Raw genomic sequence first — 19,262 nt, forward strand, 5'->3', positions numbered from 1 at the left:
TTTTTTGATGTTTTTATTGAACCCTGGTTAGTCCAATATTTTCCGGAGCGTGAAGCACCATTGGGAATTTCTCGATTTTCACGGAACCACTGTCCAAACCAAAAGCACTTTCTTCAGATAAACTTACTTTTTTGATGAAGAAATACGAATTCATGATTACTTTTTCGAAGAAAGTTAAATCACTGTCGTTGGATAAATATTTCTCGGATAAAACAAATTTGAAATCACCGATAATATTGTTTTTATTCAAAGATTCGTATCTACTGGTTACGTCAACTTCTCCTTTTCTTACCATGTCCTTGATAACTTCTTTGAACATCAAGCTTATTTTTGTAGGCTCCCTGAAACCTAAATTAAAATCGACCCTGAATAAGGTGTCTTCAGTAATTTCGGTTACTTTGTATTCGGTTTTATAAGGTACATTTAAAATATTGACGTGAACAAACCAATAGATGTCGGCACGTTTTGGTCTTTTTCTTAAAATGGAGTACATTACTTTTTCTTCTATTTCATCTGTTCTACCGGCATTTGTCATATATATTAAATGGGTAGCATATTTAGGTATGGAGAGATCGTTGCTTAACTCCAACAGTACTTTTTTATAATCTTCAATTTTAACGATTTGGGTGTAACTCTTGTTGATTTTCTTGGCAAAGAACCAAACTGTCATTACGGAAATCAGTATAATGGCAATAATTAAGGTTACATAACCTCCTTCGGCAAATTTGGTAATATTGGCTATCAAGAAGCCAAATTCAATGGTCAGATAAATAGTTATCAAAGGAACCATAAAATACAGTTTTACTCTTTTCATTATCATAAAATAATTGAGCAATACCGTGGTCATTATCATGCATAATATGATAGCCAATCCATAGGCGTGCTCCATATTACTGGACTTTTCAAAGTGTATGACCACGCCAACACATCCAAGGAACAATAACCAGTTTATCGATGGGATATACAATTGTCCTTTTAATTCCGAAGGATATTTGATTTTCACTTTTGGCCAGAAATTCAATCGCATCGCTTCGTTTATCAAAGTAAACGAACCGCTTATCAAGGCTTGAGAAGCTATTACAGCAGCTAAAGTGGCAATAACAATTCCAAAGGGTTGAAACCAATCGGCCATTATTAAATAGAATGGATTTCCATTTTCGCCACCTAATCCAAGCAAGGTTTGTCCTTCGTGGTGAATTAAATAAGCTCCTTGACCAAAATAGTTCAAGATTAATGTGATTTTTACAAAAATCCAGCTGATTCTTATGTTTTTTCGTCCACAATGCCCCATATCCGAGTACAATGCTTCGGCTCCAGTGGTACATAGAAAGACAAAACCCAAGACGTAAAAACCTTCGGGGTGAATACTCAATAAATGATAAGCATAATAAGGATTAATTGCTTTTAGAACTTCAGGATGTTTCATTACTTGGATGATACCCAACACTCCAAGCATACCAAACCAAAGAAGCATTAATGGAGCAAAAAAACGACCTACCAATTTAGAGCCAAACTGCTGAATGGTAAACAACACAAACAAAATTCCAATAACAATGGGAACGGTGTTTATTTCTGGATAAAATGTTTTAACCCCTTCGACAGCAGAGGATACCGAGATGGGGGGCGTGATGATTCCGTCGGCAAGCAAGGCGCTTCCGCCAATGATGGCCGGAACAATCAGCCATTTAATCTTTGTTTTTTTGACCAAGGCATACAAGGCAAAAATTCCTCCTTCACCGTGGTTGTCAGCACTTAAAGTAATCAGTACATATTTGATGGTAGTTTGCAACGTAAGTGTCCAAAGTACACAGGATATTCCTCCTAAGACAATATCTGCATCTATAATGTGTTCGCCAATTATGGCTTTCATTACATAGAGAGGAGAGGTTCCAATATCACCGTAAATTATTCCCAATGAAATTAATAAACCTCCTAATGTTAACTTACTGTGTAAGTCTTTATGCGAAATACTCATATTTATATTTATATATAAAAAACTTGGCAAATTTACTCTTTTTAAAAATAGTATTGATTTTTATATAAAAAAACTTGATAAAAAAAACACGGTCGAAAGGACCGTGTTCTAAATAGAGTTTAAAAGTTGTTATGATCTTCTGTTACCGTTTCTTGAAGAGTTATTAGCATCGCCGGAAACTGAATTTCTGGATGAAGAATTTCCGTTTTTGGCTTCTGATTTTTGTGAAGCATTACCTCTTGGAGATTCAGCTCTGTTTTGGGAATAATTTCTTTGGGATTCCGCTCTTTGTTGGGTTGCCATACTTGGAGATTCATTCCTGTTTTGGGAATAATTTCTTTGCGGTTCCGTTCTTTGTTGGGTTGCCTCTCTTGGAGACTCGTTCCTGTTTTGAGAATAACCTTTCTGTGGTTCGGTTCTTTGTTGGTTTTCCACTCTTGGAGATTCATTCCTGTTTTGGGAATAATTTCTTTGCGGTTCCGTTCTTTGTTGGGTTGTCACTCTTGGAGACTCGTTCCTGTTTTGAGAATAACCTTTCTGTGGTTCCGTTCTTTGTTGGGTTGCCACTCTTGGAGACTCGTTCCTGTTTTGAGAATAATCTCTTTGGGACTCCGTTCTTTGTTGGGTTGCCACTCTTGGAGATTCAGCTCTGTTTTGAGAATAATTTCTTTGGGACTCCGTTCTTTGTTGGGTTGCCACTCTTGGAGACTCGGTTCTGTTTTGTGAATAACCTCTTTGGGATTCCGTTCTTTGTTGGTTTGTCACTCTTGAAGATTCGTTTCTGTTTGATGAATAACCAACTCCGTTTCTATAACCGCCATTTTGGTTGTTTCTTTTTTGATCCAATTCATAACGATTGGATATATTGGAATTTCTTCTTTCAAAAGAATAATTCGGATGCTGTTTTTCGTAACCATTAGAACGTCTTGAGTTGTATATATTTACCGCATAACTGCTTCTTCTATAGTTTACATAATTGTAATTGTTGTAACCATAATAGGTGTTAAGACAATAATTCACGTTATTTCTGTATCTAAAAACTGGGTATGGATTCCAGGCATAGTAATAGCTTGGGTAATAATTCCAAGACCAAGAAGAATAATACGGACGATAACCAGACAGCCAAAAGGAAGCATAAATAAGCGGAGTTGTGTAATACACTGGCTCATAAATGTAATTTGGACCGTACATATAGGTGTTTCCAACTACTTGTATATGCACTTGGTTGTAATTGTCTTTTTCTACTTCAATAGTGGCAACATCTTGATACAAATCGCGATCAAGAACAGATTGGACGATAACGACGTGTGTTCTATTCTCTACCGATTCAATCACTCTCAAGTAATCGACTTGGTTGTCATTATTTAAATCTAAATTTGATATTTGTAATTTGGGGTCATTCAATTGTCTTTCAAAATCCTGGAGGTTTTTTGAGTCGCCAAAAAGTGAAGCTACAACTCTTAAATCCAAATTATCGCTAATTTCAGAACTGGTTGCATTTACGATAGTTCTATTTTGCCCTTGCATTTGCGTTGCAAATATAGAAGTCATCAGGGTCAATATTAATAGTTGAGTTTTCATAATTAAATATATTAAGTTATTTGATTACGATTATCCAATTACTGTGCCAATAAAATTAGTAAGCCAATTACATTAGTGCAGATTGTGTTTTAATGATCTGAAAAAACAACACTTTGTTAGTTTTGTAATTTTGTAAAAATAAAATAATTAAAATAAAAAAACCAAGAAACAGATTGAACTATTTCTTGGTTTTCCTAATTATTGAATGAAGAAAGAATTATTTTTTAGGTCCTTTATCGCGATATTGTTGCAATAATTTTCTTTTAAAATCCTCTTCTGCTTTTTTTAATTTTATGATTTTTTTTGCTGGTATAACACCCTTTATGTTGGCAATAAATTTTTTTCTTAATTGGTACAAATCATCTTCGGTATTTTCCATTTGCGCAAGTAGGGCAGCAGCTTCTTTCTCGCTCATTTTATCCAAGGCATCATCATCCATTCTGGATTTGAATGCTTTCATTTTCTGATTTTTCAAATCAAATTGTTTGTCATCAAAAGCATTGTAAATAGGCCAAAATTTCGAGGCTTCTTCTGTGGTCAATGACAATTCATTGGTGATGAAACCGACTTTTAACGCTCTGATTTGTTCTTTCTTTTCTCCTGTTGGTTGTTGTGCAAAAGTGTGAATTGAAAGTAAAAACAGTATGATAAGAAGTGTTTTGTTTAGAAATGTATTGTTTGTTTTCATTGTGTTTTAATTTAATATGTAGTGTTCTAAATTGCTGTCTTGCGAAAGTTCATTTTCTATGAGCTTGTCATCAATGTTCAAATCGACATTAATTTTTTGGATGTCTTTTTCATCAAGGAGATTGACTAAATCTGCATCGGAAACAGTGGAATGATAGCTAATGTAATTCTCTAATGTTGCTTCATCAATTTCTGATGAACTGCTGTAGAAATTAGTATAAACAACAGGAATGGTCAATGCTAAAACCAAAATAGCAGCTGCTGCATATATCCAAGTTTTTCTTTTGGAAAAAAGAGAAATTGTTTTTGGCTCTTCTTTCGGTAATTGTTCCATTACTCTTGCCGAAAAATTGTCAAAGTAATTTTCGGGAGTTTTAAATCCGGATTCAATTTTCGGTTCGTTATCTAGTTTAAATGTTTTCATGATATTCATTAGACTTAAATATAGTCAAAAAGTTTAATTTGCTGTTACAAAGGCTTCGATTTTTTTTACTGCATGATGGTATGATGCCTTTAAAGCTCCCACCGATGTTCCCAGGATTTCTGATATTTCTTCATATTTCAACTCTTCAAAATATTTCATTTTGAAAACCAGTTGTTGTTTTTCAGGTAATTGTATAATTGCTTTTTGCAACTTGATTTGAATTTCGTTTCCATCAAAATAAATGTCGGCTTTTAAATTATCGATGGTTTTGTTTTGTAATGTTTCCGAAGAAACTCCGCCTATTTTTGCTTTATTGTTCAAAAAAGTTAAAGATTCATTGGTTGCAATACGATACATCCACGAAAAAAGCTTGCTTTCCCCTTTAAATTTATTCAAATTTTGAAATACTTTCACGAAAGTATTTTGCAAGACATCATCGGCATCGTCATGAATCAAAACTATGTTCCGAATATGATTGTACAAAGGTTTTTGGTATTCTTTCAAGAGCTTTTGAAACGCCTGATTTTGCGTCTTTGGGTTTAATAATTCTTGAATAAATTCCTTTTCTTCTTGCAAGGCTATTATTTATGGGTTTAGACTGGAATTTATCAAAAAGGTTTAATTAAAATGAAAAAAGATTAAAATTCAGAAGGAATTTCTTTTTCAATTTGAGCTTTAGGAACCACTTTTTCCGATGTAGATGCCGGAATTGCTGCAGCTGGTTTAACCACCACTTTTTGTCTTATGGGATAATAAATTTCGGTAATCCATTTTGACGGGTTGTTTGTTTCGTTTTTGCCAATCGTGTATATTTCAAGGTGTGAAAAAGCGGCATCTGTACCGAGATATTTTGAATGAAGATATTCCGTTGCTTTGTCCAGCGCTTTTTTGTTATGGGAATAATGCCCCGTTAAAGTTGTTTTCAAGGCTTGGAACAGCGGAAGGGTTTTTGACGAAATATCGCTTCCTTCAGTGATGAAAATAGGATCTTTGATGGGAATGCAAATCGACAATTTTGTCAATTCATTTTTTGTATCATAAGTATGGTAAATAACAAATGGTTTGCCGTTGATGGTAATGTTGTTTTTTTTGCAGAAATCAGTAATCTTGGAGAAAACTATTCCAGAATTTTTACCCACTTTCGAAAATTCGCTGGTAAATGTCTGTGCCAAATAATAAGTTTCTGGTTTATCCACTAAACCATCCACTTTTATCGAAAAGGTATTGATTTCGTAATCCAGTTTCTTGTCTAAATTGAATAAACTTTTTTCAAACATGGAACCAAATATTTTATTGGCACCACCATTAAAAGCAGTCATTACCTTAAAAAGAAAACCCATTTGTCCTTTCGCTTTCCATGACACTTTTGTTTTTCCCAAAGTATCTTTGAAAGTTATGGAAACATCGGCTGAGTTGCCGTTATAATTTACTTTTTGAATTATGCTTTCGTTCTCTTTGGTATTTATGGTTTGAAAATCACCTTCTCCTTGTTCTCCTTGCCAAAAAAATGAACTGCCTTTACCTATTGTATTTTGTGATGGGGTAATTTTTATCAGGGAATCTTCGACTGCCAACGAATTCCATTCTTTCCAATTATTGGCATCATTGACATAATTAAATACAGCCGATTTTGGTGAATTGATAATCTTGCTTCTTTCAACCGTGAATTCTCCTTTTTGTGTGGCAACAAAAATGGACAATGCCACTAAACTAAGTAATAATAAAAGAAAAAGATATTTTAGAATTCTCATAATCGAATAGGTTAATTTCAGTGGTAAAGTTAGAAATTTTATCAATACGTTTAACTACAGTAAAAGTTTAATAATTTTTTTCTAATTCAAATTTGATTGGTGCCAATCAAAAAGTTGGATTGGTATTATAAAAATCAGAATGTCAAAAAGTTGTGTTAATAATGCTGTATTAAGCATCACTTTCAAGTTTTTTAGTGTTTCATAATTTTATCTTAAATATTATGCGCGCATTGTAAAATGTTTAAAAAATACATATTTTAGCCATTTTGTGTTATAAATAAAACAATAAAACATTTTTAAATCTATGAAATTACTTAAAATTGTAGGTGTTTTTATGACCGTTGGAGTTTCATTTGCGTGTAATGCACAAATGACAAAAACTACAGGTGTAAAAACTGCCCAAAATGATTCTTTTGAATATGTTGTCGAACAATTCGCCGATATAAAAGTTTTGCGTTACCAAATTCCAGGTTGGGGAAATCTAACGCTAAAAGAGCAAAAATTAGTATATTATCTTACCCAAGCCGGTTATTCGGGTCGTGATATAGGTTGGGATCAACATTATAAATACAACCTAAAAATTAGAAAAGCCCTCGAAAATATTTATGTCAATTATAAAGGGGATAAAACTTCAAACGATTGGAAAAATTTTGAAATTTATTTAAAAAGAGTTTGGTTTGCCAACGGAATTCACCATCATTATTCCAATGACAAAATCAAGCCAGTCTTTTCAAAAGAATATTTCAGCGGGTTGATGAAAGCCACGAAAACAAGTTTGTCACCAGCAATTGTGGAAGTTCTATTCAACGATGCCGATGCCAAAAAAGTAAATTTGGATGAGTCAAAAGGATTATTGGAGGGTTCTGCCGGCAATTTTTATGACAAAGGAATAACTGCAAAAGAAGCGGGCGATTTTTATGCCAAGAAAATTAGTCCTGATGAAAAGAGACCTTATTCTTACGGTTTGAATTCCAAATTAGTTCGCAATGCCAAAGGACAATTAGAAGAAAAAGTATGGAAAAGCGGTGGAATGTACGGCCCCGCCATCGACAAAATTGTTTATTGGTTGGAAAAAGCAAAAGGTGTTGCCGAAAATAAAGCACAAGCAGATGCCTTGGGATTACTGATCAGTTATTATAAAACCGGAAATTTAAAAACATGGGACGAATATAATATTGCCTGGCTTAAAGCCACGGAAGGAAATATTGATTACATCAACAGTTTTATAGAAGTTTACAATGATCCTTTGGGATATAAAGGTTCTTATGAAAGCATTGTTCAAATTAAAGATTTTAATTTGTCCAAAAAAATGGAAGTGGTATCTAAAAATGCTCAATGGTTTGAAGACAATTCTACTTTGTTCCCGGAACACAAAAAGAAAAATGTGGTTGGTGTATCCTACAAAACTGTAGTTGTTGCCGGCGAATCTGGCGATTCTTCACCAGCAACTCCAATTGGTGTCAATCTTCCAAACGCCGATTGGATTCGTGCCGAACATGGGTCGAAATCAGTATCATTGATGAATATCATTGATTCTTATGCAAAAGGTGGGGCAAAAGGAAAGATAGAAGAGTTTGCAAACGATGCAGAAGAAATTGCTTTGGCTGAAAAATATGGTGAATTAGGAGGCAAGATGCATACTTCATTACACGAAGTTATAGGTCACGCCTCGGGACAATTAAATCCAGGTGTGTTAACTCCAGAAAAGACCTTGAAAAATTACGCTTCCACTCTTGAAGAAGGAAGAGCTGATTTAGTGGGATTATATTTTATTTACAACCCAAAAATACAAGAATTAGGTTTGGTTGATGATTGGAAAAAACTGGGAATGCAATCCTATGACAACTATATCCGAAACGGACTAATGATGCAACTGGAGCGTTTGGAGCCAGGTTCCGATATTGAAGAAGCACACATGAGAAACCGTCAGTACGTAAGTGCTTGGGCTTTCGAAAAAGGAAAAAAAGACAACGTAATCGAGAAAATTACCCGTAACGGGAAAACGTATTTCAACATTACCGATTACGACAAACTACACGAATTATTTGGGCAATTGTTGCGTGAAATACAACGCATAAAATCCGAAGGAGATTTTGAAGCGGGTAAAGCTTTGGTTGATACTTACGGAGTGAAAGTAGACCAAAAATTACACGCAGAAGTATTGGAAAGATGCAAACAATTTGCATCTGCACCATACAGTGGTTTTGTAAACCCTGTTTTGGTTCCAAAATTGGATGCCAAAGGAGAAATTATTTCGATAGAAGTAAAGCAACCTAAATCCTTTGCGGAGCAAATGTTGAATTATTCCAAAAACTATAATTTCCTTCCATAGGATACTTTTTTTGTGTATCGCTATTTCAGGACTAGACAGATTGATAAAAAAAAAGGATGTCTTGACGGACATCCTTTTTTTTTTTTTAATCTAACGCTTAAAATAAATTTTTATCAGAAATAAAATCAAGATAAAAATGATGAATCCAATCAAAATCTTGTAATTTCCTTTGTAGAATATTTTGTGCAACTTGGCATCTTTTCTATAGGCGAAAATCATTGCGATAACAAAAGCCACAAAAAAAGCAGCTGCAAATGCTAATTGTCCTTGACTAAACATAGTTTAAATTTTTTGGGCAAATTTAGGCTTTTGTTTAGTAAAAGTTACTAATTTGCTCCCTCATTTAATCAAATAAAATTATGCAAAAGCAAATTAATGCCGTAAAAGAATTTCACACCGCTTTCAAAATTGGACATAGTGAAAATCCAATAGCCGATTTGGGCGAAAATAAAAAAATGCTTCGTTACAATTTGATGAAAGAAGAAAACGAGGAATATCTGGAAGCGGTTCTGAATAATGATTTAACAGAAATTGCCGATGCATTGGGCGACATGATGTATATTCTTTGCGGAACAATTATAGAACACGGTTTACAGCATAAAATTGAAGAAGTTTTCGACGAAATTCAACGAAGTAATATGAGTAAATTGGGAGAAGACGGAAAACCTATTTATCGTGAAGACGGAAAAGTGATGAAAGGACCCAATTATTTTAAACCGGATTTCACCAAAATTCTGAAGTAGTGATCATTTCATTTTGTCAAAGTTTGAGACAAAATATAAAAAGAGCGATTTTCAATTTTGAAAATCGCTCTTTTTATATTTATAATTTTGGTCTTATTTAAGAAACCTTAACTGTCCAACCAAATGGATCTTCAGAAAGTTTATTTTGAAGGCTGGTTAGTTTTTCTTTCAAAAATGAAGCATATGATTTCTCGACAGGAGCCAATTCATAATAAACATCTTGATAAGAGAATCCTTTGATAACACTTACCACCGCAGCAGTTCCTGCTCCAAAGATTTCTTTTAAAGCTCCGTTTTTGGCAGCTTCAACCAATTCAGAAACCAATACCGGACGAACTTCTACGTTGAGTCCTTCTTTTTTTGCCATTTCAATTAAACTTTTTCTGGTGATACCGTCCAAAATTCTTTCGCTGGTTGGAGCCGTCAATAAAGTGTCATTAATTCTAAAAAACACGTTCATTGTTCCCGCTTCTTCCAATTTGGTATGCGTGGCGTCATCAGTCCAAATTACTTGCTGAAAACCATCTTTATTGGCCAAATTAGTTGGGTAAAATTGCGCAGCATAATTTCCTGCCGCTTTTGCAGCTCCAATTCCACCGTTTGCGGCTCTACTGAAATGTTCTGCGATAATTACTTTTACCTCTCCAGAATAATATGCTTTTGCCGGAGACAAAAGAATCATGAATTTATAATCGTCAGATGGATTTGCAATTACTCCAGTTCCGGTAGCAATCATGAACGGACGGATATACATACTGCTTCCGTTTCCTTTTTGAATCCATTCTTGGTCTAATTTCAATAATTCATTCAAACCGTCCATAAAAATAGATTCTGGAACTTCAGGCATTGCCATACGAACGGCAGAATTATTGAAACGTTTGAAATTTTCATCAGGTCTAAACAACCAAATATCGTTGTTGTCATCTTTGTAAGCTTTCATTCCTTCAAAAATAGCTTGACCATAATGAAATACTTTTGCAGACGGATCCAATAAAAATGGGGCATACGGCTTGACGATTGGTTTTTGCCATTCGCCATTTGTAAAATCGCATTCGAATAAATGATCGGTAAAAACTTCTCCAAAATGTAAATTGTCAAAATCCACATTCTTTATTTTTGAAGTTGCGGCTTTTATGATTTCAATTTTGTTGGTCTGTGTTGCACTCATAATTAGTTATTCTAAAATTAAAACTATTTTTTATAAAAGTAGGATGATTCTACCCGAATTTACATTTGCAAAATTAAATAAAAATCATCAAATTACTTGTCAAAAAAACATTAATTACAGCATTTAATTGAGATTTATTTATCTTCCAAAAAAAATGGAAAATGGGGAGTTGATTTTATGAAATACATAAAAAATAGGAAAGTTTGATGGTTATACATAAATGGTATTTGACTAAATTTGGCCAAATATTGCATAATGTAACCCAAAAAATCCCAAAATCATTTTGAAAAGAAATATAATTCAAACACGTGACGGTTCCACCACCATTCATATCGAAGAATGGGACGAATGTTATCATTCCAGATTTGGAGCTATCCAAGAAGCCCTGCACGTTTTCATAAAAAAAGGACTCTCTTTGTTTGAAAATGATTCTGTTTCCATTTTGGAAATAGGATTTGGAACTGGTTTGAATGCTTTCATCACTTTTTTGGAATCTCCAAAACTGCAACAAACCATTCATTATGTTGGAGTGGAAGCGTATCCGGTTTCTGTAGAAGAAGCGGCATCGATGAATTATGTTGCCGAATTGGGTGTCGAAAACGAAAGACCCATTTTCGAAAAATTGCACGAATGCCGTTGGGAAGAACCCATTATGTTGCGCGAAGATTTTGTTTTCACTAAAAGGAAACAATTTTTTGCCGATATTGATGATAAAGAAAAATTCGATTTAATTTATTTTGATGCTTTTGGATATGACGTTCAACCCGAATTATGGAGTACGGCGATTTTTCAAAAAATGCATAATGCCCTTAAACCAAAAGGCGTTTTGGTAACTTATGCCGCTCGTGGAGTTATAAAAAGGAGTATGATGGAAGCTGGTTTTACCGTAGAAAAACTCGAAGGAGCACCCGGAAAAAGAGAAATGTTCCGTGCCAGAAAAGACGGATAGTCTTTTAATAAGTGTTGTATTTACACAATAGAAACACAACAAAATTTATGATATTCATTGACAATTTTGTGCATTTTATAAAATAAAATGTTATTTTTACAATGTTATTAAATTAAAGATCTAACCCTAAAATCTTAATTAACCATGTCCAAAATGATGTTTGATTATACTAAATCTGTGCTCGAAAGAGTCAGTTTCGATCCCTCTCTTTTTTGTAAAGAACTAGAAAAAGCAATAAAAGCTTTGTTGCCTTACGAAATGGATTTATTACGGGAATGGCTTTTAACCTTTACAGTCGAAAAGCCTGAATTAAAACAATGTTTGCTAATTGTAAATTCATAAAAAGAAGTAACCGCCTCAAAATATAAATTGAGGCGGTTTTTTTTTATTTCTTTTGAATTGGACTGATTATTTGAACATTTTGGAAAGCAATGGCACCTTTCACAACTCCGGAAATGGTAGTTCTAAGAGCGTCGATGATATGGATTTTCAATTCGTTTTTGGGATAAATCAGGCTTACTTCGCGCGCTGGTTTGGGTTCCTTGAAATGTCTCAATTTAGATTGGTCTTTTTCTTTTAAATCCAGGGTATGCAAATAGGGGAGCAGCGTGGTTCCCAATCCTTCATCTACCAATTTTATCAATGTCTCAAAACTGCCACTTTCCAATTGAAACGTGTTTTTGGTGGAAACACTTTGGCTTTTGCATAAATTTAAAATCCCGTCGCGGAAACAATGTCCGTCCTGTAGCAACAGAATATCGTCCAGATTCAAGTCGGAAACTTCTATTTCGGTTTTGTGTGAAATGACATAATTTTCTGGAATATAAGCCACGAAGGGTTCATAATACAGGACAATTTCCTTTATTTTTTCGTCTTCCAAAGGAGTTGCGGCAATGGCAGCATCGAGATGTCCATTTTTTAAGCGGAGCAGAATGTCATCCGTGTTTAATTCTTCGATGATGAGTCTTATTTTTGGATATTTTTTGATGAAATTATTCAAGAACATCGGCAAAAGTGTCGGCATGATCGTTGGGATAATTCCCAATCGAAATTCCCCGCCAATAAATCCTTTTTGATGTTCTACAATATCCTTTATTCTGTCGGCTTCAATGACGATATTTTTGGCCTGGTTCACGATTTTTTGGCCAATGTCCGTAAGCTGGATTGGTTTTTTGCTTCGGTCAAAGATCAGCACGTTCAATTCTTCTTCTATTTTCTGAATTTGCATGCTCAATGTAGGTTGTGTAACAAAACATTTTTCGGCAGCTAGCGTAAAATTTTTATGTTCGGCTACGGCCAAAACATATTGCAGTTGGGTAATTGTCATTGTATAGTATTTTGTGATGCAAATATAAAAACAATCAATTTAATTTATAGTACGCGAACTTTGTTATTTTTAAAAGTTTAGACAAAAATAGGTATTTATACAACTAAAAAGTTTTGGATTGTTAGGTAATGAACCTTATAACTTAGTTCTACATTGATTATATTTCTCTATTTTTGGTAAACTAAAACAACTAAATCAATGAGCGATTTTTATAAAAAAATATTAGACAACAATAAAGAATGGGTTGAATCTACTTTGGCATTGGATCCTAATTATTTTACGGATTTGGCTATGGGTCAAAAGCCGCCATTGCTTTGGATTGGTTGTTCGGACAGTAGAGTTCCTGCCAACGAAATTATTGGAGCCAAACCGGGAGAAGTTTTTGTGCATAGAAATATTGCCAATATGGTCATCCACTCGGACATGAATATGTTGAGTGTTTTGGATTATGCGGTCAATGTTTTGAAAGTAAAACATGTATTGGTTTGCGGTCATTATGGTTGCGGAGGTGTAAAAGCTGCCATGGGAAATGATTCTGTTGGTATAATTGACAACTGGATTCGTCATATAAAAGACGTTTACCGTTTTCATCATAAGGAATTGGATGCTATCGAAAATGAAACAGATCGTTTTAACAGATTTGTTGAAATTAACGTTATTGAACAAGTCTTTGATTTGGCCAAAACATCTATAGTTCAATCGGCTTGGAAAAAAGGACAAGAGTTATCTATTCACGGTTGGGTTTACGGATTAAATTCTGGATACGTAACCGATTTGAACGTCAATTTTAGTTCAGACAAGGATTTGGATGATGTGTATCAATTGAAGTTTTAATTTTACCAAGACCAGTAGAAAGACTACTTGGTCATACTTAGTTAGCCAAAAATTTGCAAGTTAATTTGCGAATTCTTGGCTTTTTTTGTCTTGAAAAACTAGGTTTAATCCTCGTTTTCCAAATTCTCGTTAAAAGCGGAAGGCAAGAGTGTTGGTATAAATTTGATGAAAATAGGGAGCAACAAACTTCCGCCAGGTAATAGAAATATGGCTAGAGACGGAATCGTTTTGCATACATCCAACAACTGTTTTCGCACTTTTTTCTTTTCTTTTTCATCCAAATCTCTTCGGGTGGAATGCGCCAATAGGAGCATTAATTCTTTGCTTTGCACAATTTCCTTGACCAACCTGTTTTTGTTGCGACCAATAAGGGTTACGACTGTTTGAGTGGTCTGGTCGTAAAAATGTTTGACTGGATTGGAGTATTTGAAATAAGGAATTTCGTTTTTGTATCGAACAATGAATTCATTGGTTTTTTCGATGCTTTCGGTGACAAAATCATCAGGAACCTCCATCAATTCAGCTAATTTGTGCAGAAAATAAGCTTCGTTGTTCTCGATGATGCCGTCGCTCCACAAAGCCATTCCCGCCATGTCGATCAAATAATTTTTTTCCAATTCATTCGTGAAATAATCCAGTTTCAGTTCTTCCAAGTTCTTGATGTTTACTTTCGAGAATTTACTGTACCGAACGGAGGATTCGAATAGTTTAATCAATAAATCGTCGTATTTCGATTTAGTGGATTTGGTGGTCAACGCCAAGGAAACGATGCTGATAATGGCTTCCTCGATTTTTTTTAAATATTTTTCTGGAATTTTTCCGTGAATCAAGTATTGGCGAAAAGCCAAAACATCTATAAAAAGCAGCGCATTGGTTACAATATGCGAAAAATTTTTGCTGATGATGTCAACATTGGTTTGAACTCGACTATCGATTAGTTTTTCCAAGGTCAAGGAAGGCGAGTCGTCCGGCAATATTTTCTTGAAAAGACTAAATCCTTGGGGATTCATTTGGTTGTAGAAAGCAACCGCTTTTGAAATAAAATTTTCGGGATTCTTTTCGTTTGAAGACAGTCCGTAGATTTCAAACAAGGTATTGAGAAGGGAAACTTTAGACGTTTCGTTTTGTAGCCAGCCTTTATTGTGTATTGGAAACTTTGTGTCAAAAGAAACAATATGACCATAAATAAATCCTGTTTTCCTGACATTTGTGTAAAATGTATTGGGATGTATTTCGACAGGAGGCAAAGAGGATTTTTGCTTCAAGAAAAATTTGTCTATCCAACCGTTTGCCGAAGGGTTAATCATTGCTTTTTTTTGAGCTGCAAAGCTATGTTTTTTTATGAATCAATTTGTACTTCATTTGATTTATAAAATGATTTCTTCAAGAATTTTTGTGAAATTTTTATTTTTTCATTTCAACAAAAAAAGTAGTTCCTTCGTTCAAGGTACTTTTTGCCCAAATGGTTCCTCCCATGGCTTCTATCTGGGTTTTGGTCATGAACAATCCGAAACCCTTGGCTTCCGGATGATCGTGGAATGTTTTTCTGATTTTAAAAAGACTGTCTTTGTGTTTCTCCAAATCAATTCCTAGTCCATTATCGGAAACAGACAGCACAATATTTCCGTTTTTTGCTTCGGATTTGACTTTAATTACGGGTGGTCTTGTTGGCGATTTATATTTAAAGGCATTGCTTATCAAATTCAGCAACAAGCTGTCTAGATATTTATGCGGATATTTAACTACAGGAGCCTCATCAAAATCAAAGTGAATATTGGCATTATGCAATTTGGTTTGTATTTCAAACCCAAGAAGTACCTTGTCCATTGCTTCTTTCAAAACAATTTCATCCAATTTTATTTCGGTGTCCTGTTTTACCTGAACGGTCTCAATCAATTCTTCAAAAACAGCATTTAAATGATTGATTGTATTGGTCATGTTTTCAATCAACTCTTTTTGATCTTCTTTGTCATCTGTTTCTTTTAGGAATTCGAGAAATGCACTGATGCTCACCATTGGTCCGCGCAAATTATGGGAAACGATATTGGTAAAATCAACAAGTTGTCTATTTGCTATTTCTAAAGTATTGGCATATCGGTTCAATTCCTCTTCTCCATTTTTTCTTTTGGTGATATCCGAGCGAATGGCAACATATTGATAAGGTTTGCCATATTCGTTCAAAAAGGGCACAATAGTGGTGTCAACCCAATAGGCAGAACCGTCTTTTGCTTCGTTTTTTATCTCGCCTTTCCAAACTTTTCCCTTGGCAATAGTGCCCCAAAGTTCCTTGATAAATTCTTTGGAATGATGGCCCGAGTTGATGATTCTGTGATCCTGTCCAATCAATTCTTCACGGGAATATTTTGATATTTTACAGAAATTATCATTCACGTGGGTAATAAAACCTTTTTGGTCGGTTATGGCAATAATAGCCGATTCTTCGAGAGCATACTTGTAATCGGAAATCTCCCTGATGGTTTTTTGAAGTTCTTCTTCACCTTTTTTTCTTTCTGAAATGTCGGAACGTATGGCAACATATTGATAAGGTTTGCCATATTCATTCAAAAATGGAACGATAGTGGTGTCAACCCAATAGGCAGAACCGTCTTTTGCCTCGTTTTTTATTTCGCCTTTCCAAACTTTTCCCTTGGCAATAGTGCCCCAAAGTTCCTTGATAAATTCTTTGGAATGATGGCCCGAGTTGATGATTCTGTGATCCTGTCCTATTAGTTCTTCACGGGAATATTTAGATATTTTGCAGAAATTATCATTTACGTGGGTGATACTGCCTCTTTGGTCGGTAATTGCAATAATTGCCGATTCATCAAGTGCATATTTATAACCGGAAATTTCTTTTATTGTTTTTTGGAGTTCTTCCTCTGCTTTCTTTTTTTCGGTAATATCAGAACCAATGCTTAAAAATTGATAAGGCTTGCCCTCTGTATCCAAGAAAGGAATAATGGTAGTGTCAACCCAATAAATAGAACCGTCTTTGGTTATGTTTTTTAATTCGCCTTTCCATACTTTTTTGTTCAAGATGGTATCCCAAAGTTCTTTAAAGAATTCTTTGGAATGGTAACCTGAGTTAACTATTCTGTGATCCTTGCCAATTAGTTCTTCACGGGAATATTTAGATATATTACAGAAATTATCATTTATGTGAGTGATAACACCATTTTGATCGGTAATGTCAACAATTGCCGATTCATCAAGTGCATATTTGTAATCGGAAATTTCTTTTATTGTTTTTTCAAGATCGTCTGTTTTTTTTAAATCATCTCTCATAGTCATGGCATCAAATTCCTCTACTGTAATAATAGTTAGGCATATTCAGCAGAAAATCAATATTTTATGCAAAAATAATAAATTTGAATCTACCAAAAGCAGATTTAATCGATAAACGGTCGTGTTTTATGAAAATTATAAGATTTTGTAGATGTTTTTTCGTACTATAATAAAATTTTGGTTATAGAGTCGAGAGCATTTTAAAATAAATTAATCTCTCGATTTTTTATTTTGTTGGCAAAGGTCAATTATGGAGTCAATTCTATTGTTTCGGGTTTCGGTCCTTTTGGCCTGATTTAACCAATAGAGATATCCTTTTCGATAAGAGGGACTAAAGTTTTGATAATTTTCAAAAGCAATTTGGTTTTGTTCAAATGCTTTGAACAAGTCTTCTGGAATAATTAAATCTTCAACGGCATCCAATGAATTCCAGGAGCCGTTTTGCTTGGCAATTTCAATTTTGGCCAATCCACTTTCGTGCATTAAATTTTCTGCAATGAGTTTTTCAATATAGGTTTTGTTCAGTTTGCTCCAAACACTTTTGTCTTTTCGGGGCGAAAAAACTTGTTTACGGCGTTCGTCGTCCATTTTTTTTACGGTCGAATCGATCCAGCCATAGCAAATCGCCACTTGAACGGCTTCTTCCCAACGCATACTTTCCAATTCGCTGCCCACTTTGTAGAAAATCAGGCAAATTCCCGTGGATTTATTATGGTTTTCGTGCAACCATTTCCGCCATTCTTTGGCATTTTTAAAATAGTGGTGTTCTTTTTTATCCAAATGTTTTGAAGTAATGGATTTTTGATTATAGAATAACGATTCCTGATGTTTGAGTCCTAATAAAACCGAGGAATCTTTATTTACCAACACCAAATCTAAAATCGTTAATCTACAATCAAAAATCTGAAATGATTTTTATTATTTTATAATTGCAGAACATGCCACTCTGGCGCCGGCATTTCCTGCAGGTTGGCTCGTAAAATCATCGGAGCCTTGATGAACGATCAATCCTTTTCCAAGAATGTCTTTGGTGGCATCTTCACATCCAATGCACCATTCGTCCGTGGTTAAAGTAATGGTTCCGTTTCCTTTTTCATCGGCCGTGAAATTGCCAATATCGCCTTTGTGGTATTCGCCAACTCCCCATTGTCCGTGTTTTTTGAAGGTTGGATTCCAATGTCCTCCAGCCGAAACACCATCGGGAGACGAGCAATCTGATTTTTCGTGAATGTGGATGGCGTGAACTCCCGGTTTTAATCCGGATACTTTGGCCGTGAATGTTACTTTTCCTTTCTTTTCCGTGAATGTGGCGGTTCCGGTTACGTTGCTGTTGCTTTTTGATTCGAATGCGATGTTCAAATTCTTGGAATCACTGGAATTGCTTTTTGTTTTGCATCCAATGAGGATGGCTAAGAGTAATGCAACGGAGAAGCTTATTTTTTTCATTGTATTTGATTTTGTAAAGTTGGTCAAATATAAGTAATCCTGCTTAGAAGATTGAAATCATTTGCAAAAAATCCATAGTTGCCATCGAGAAAAATTTATTGAGGATAATGCCGTTCAAGATCATGAAAATGTTGGCGTAGAAAGAGGAGAAATAATCTCCATTGAATTGAAATATAATTATATTATGGTGTTGAGACAAGGTGCTCATTTTACTAAAAATAATGTTTTAATATTTACAGTTTCGGCGACTTTCATACTCAATACTTTGGGAATATCTATGTTAAAGTCTTTTATCTTGACTTTGAAATCTGAAACAATTTCTAGGCCATTATCCACTTTTCTAAGAAAAACACTGGTGGAAATTTCTTTTGATTTTCCGTGTACTTCAAGTATTCCATTCATTTTATATTCTTTTGGGGAGTTTCCAATATTATCCCAATCAAAACCCTGGATTTTGCCATTAAAAGTAGCTTTTGGATATTTGTCGCTTTCAATATAATTCTCGTTAAAATGCTCTTCCATTAAAGCAACTTTAAAACGAAACCCTCTCATTAGGGCTAAACTGGCAATTTCTCCTGTTTTTATGTTCACCACGCAGGTAACGGACTCGTTTTTTGCCTTGACTTCTTCAAAAGACGGAACGGAGGCTTCAAAAATTATTTTACCCGTTTTGGTGATTTTTTTGTCTTGGGAAAAAGTCTTGAATCCAGTCAAAATAATAATAGCCGATAAAACTATAATTCGTTTCATAGAAATAAAA

19 protein-coding genes are annotated in these 19,262 nt (G+C 34.6%); 5 read left to right on the forward strand and 14 right to left on the reverse strand.

The features are described from left to right. Nucleotides 1–13: 13 nt before the first annotated feature. From BUC16_RS13210 to BUC16_RS13235, 6 genes are all read right to left on the reverse strand, one after another. Entirely contained in the window at nt 14–1,975 is a 1,962-nt protein-coding gene (locus tag BUC16_RS13210; protein ID WP_073371276.1) for a KUP/HAK/KT family potassium transporter, read from the reverse strand. 129 nt (nt 1,976–2,104) lie between these two features. Then, nucleotides 2,105–3,556, reverse strand: a complete 1,452-nt coding sequence (locus BUC16_RS13215; protein ID WP_073371277.1) for a hypothetical protein — start codon at nt 3,554–3,556, stop codon at nt 2,105–2,107. Between the two features lie 217 nt (nt 3,557–3,773). Then, entirely contained in the window at nt 3,774–4,244 is a 471-nt protein-coding gene (locus BUC16_RS13220; RefSeq protein WP_073371278.1) for a sensor of ECF-type sigma factor, read from the reverse strand. 6 nt (nt 4,245–4,250) lie between these two features. Beyond that, nucleotides 4,251–4,667, reverse strand: coding sequence for a hypothetical protein (locus BUC16_RS13225; protein WP_073371450.1), 417 nt, complete (start codon nt 4,665–4,667; stop codon nt 4,251–4,253). Between the two features lie 33 nt (nt 4,668–4,700). Continuing rightward, nucleotides 4,701–5,243 (reverse strand): RNA polymerase sigma factor, encoded by a 543-nt coding sequence (locus tag BUC16_RS13230; protein ID WP_073371279.1) that lies wholly within the window; start codon nt 5,241–5,243, stop codon nt 4,701–4,703. A gap of 62 nt (nt 5,244–5,305) precedes the next feature. Then, entirely contained in the window at nt 5,306–6,418 is a 1,113-nt protein-coding gene (locus BUC16_RS13235; protein ID WP_073371280.1) for an SRPBCC family protein, read from the reverse strand. Between the two features lie 304 nt (nt 6,419–6,722). Between BUC16_RS13235 and BUC16_RS13240 the strand changes: the two genes are divergently transcribed. Continuing rightward, entirely contained in the window at nt 6,723–8,750 is a 2,028-nt protein-coding gene (locus BUC16_RS13240) for a dipeptidyl-peptidase 3 family protein (protein WP_073371281.1), read from the forward strand. Between the two features lie 90 nt (nt 8,751–8,840). On the opposite strand, the gene BUC16_RS13245 is transcribed toward BUC16_RS13240, so the two are convergent. Further along, nucleotides 8,841–9,029: a hypothetical protein gene (locus tag BUC16_RS13245; protein WP_073371282.1), complete on the reverse strand. Its 189-nt coding sequence runs from the start codon at nt 9,027–9,029 to the stop codon at nt 8,841–8,843. A gap of 80 nt (nt 9,030–9,109) precedes the next feature. Here BUC16_RS13245 and BUC16_RS13250 point away from each other — a divergent pair, with 80 nt between their 5' ends. Beyond that, complete coding sequence (locus tag BUC16_RS13250; protein WP_073371283.1) at nt 9,110–9,493, forward strand: pyrophosphohydrolase domain-containing protein; 384 nt, start codon at nt 9,110–9,112, stop codon at nt 9,491–9,493. 97 nt (nt 9,494–9,590) lie between these two features. On the opposite strand, the gene BUC16_RS13255 is transcribed toward BUC16_RS13250, so the two are convergent. Continuing rightward, on the reverse strand, nt 9,591–10,661 hold the full coding sequence (locus BUC16_RS13255; protein WP_073371284.1) for a branched-chain amino acid aminotransferase: 1,071 nt from the start codon (nt 10,659–10,661) through the stop codon (nt 9,591–9,593). A gap of 283 nt (nt 10,662–10,944) precedes the next feature. On the opposite strand from BUC16_RS13255, the gene mnmC2 reads away from it, so the two are divergent. Together mnmC2 and BUC16_RS17910 are read left to right on the forward strand one after the other, a co-directional pair. Further along, a complete protein-coding gene (gene mnmC2 / locus BUC16_RS13260) occupies nt 10,945–11,610 on the forward strand; it encodes a tRNA (5-methylaminomethyl-2-thiouridine)(34)-methyltransferase MnmC2 (RefSeq protein ID WP_073371285.1) in 666 nt (221 codons plus the stop codon). Nucleotides 11,611–11,754: 144 nt separating this feature from the next. Next, nucleotides 11,755–11,952: a hypothetical protein gene (locus BUC16_RS17910; protein ID WP_073371286.1), complete on the forward strand. Its 198-nt coding sequence runs from the start codon at nt 11,755–11,757 to the stop codon at nt 11,950–11,952. Nucleotides 11,953–11,995: 43 nt separating this feature from the next. Here the strand turns inward: BUC16_RS17910 and BUC16_RS13270 are convergent, their stop codons facing one another. Beyond that, entirely contained in the window at nt 11,996–12,937 is a 942-nt protein-coding gene (locus BUC16_RS13270) for a LysR family transcriptional regulator (protein WP_073371287.1), read from the reverse strand. Nucleotides 12,938–13,135: 198 nt separating this feature from the next. On the opposite strand from BUC16_RS13270, the gene can reads away from it, so the two are divergent. Next, nucleotides 13,136–13,771, forward strand: coding sequence for a carbonate dehydratase (can, locus tag BUC16_RS13275; protein WP_073371288.1), 636 nt, complete (start codon nt 13,136–13,138; stop codon nt 13,769–13,771). 104 nt (nt 13,772–13,875) lie between these two features. Here the strand turns inward: can and BUC16_RS13280 are convergent, their stop codons facing one another. From BUC16_RS13280 to BUC16_RS13300, 5 genes are all read right to left on the reverse strand, one after another. After that, complete coding sequence (locus BUC16_RS13280) at nt 13,876–15,078, reverse strand: LETM1-related biofilm-associated protein (protein ID WP_073371289.1); 1,203 nt, start codon at nt 15,076–15,078, stop codon at nt 13,876–13,878. Between the two features lie 97 nt (nt 15,079–15,175). After that, nucleotides 15,176–17,056: a PAS domain-containing protein gene (locus BUC16_RS13285; RefSeq protein WP_073371290.1), complete on the reverse strand. Its 1,881-nt coding sequence runs from the start codon at nt 17,054–17,056 to the stop codon at nt 15,176–15,178. A 210-nt stretch (nt 17,057–17,266) separates the two neighbouring features. After that, on the reverse strand, nt 17,267–17,836 hold the full coding sequence (locus BUC16_RS13290; protein ID WP_073371451.1) for a YdeI/OmpD-associated family protein: 570 nt from the start codon (nt 17,834–17,836) through the stop codon (nt 17,267–17,269). A gap of 138 nt (nt 17,837–17,974) precedes the next feature. Continuing rightward, nucleotides 17,975–18,502 (reverse strand): superoxide dismutase family protein, encoded by a 528-nt coding sequence (locus BUC16_RS13295; RefSeq protein ID WP_073371291.1) that lies wholly within the window; start codon nt 18,500–18,502, stop codon nt 17,975–17,977. 204 nt (nt 18,503–18,706) lie between these two features. After that, on the reverse strand, nt 18,707–19,252 hold the full coding sequence (locus BUC16_RS13300) for a YceI family protein (protein WP_073371292.1): 546 nt from the start codon (nt 19,250–19,252) through the stop codon (nt 18,707–18,709). Nucleotides 19,253–19,262 lie beyond the last annotated feature (10 nt).

The sequence above is a fragment of the Flavobacterium fluvii genome (assembly GCF_900129545.1).
Taxonomy (GTDB): Bacteria; Bacteroidota; Bacteroidia; order Flavobacteriales; family Flavobacteriaceae; genus Flavobacterium; species Flavobacterium fluvii.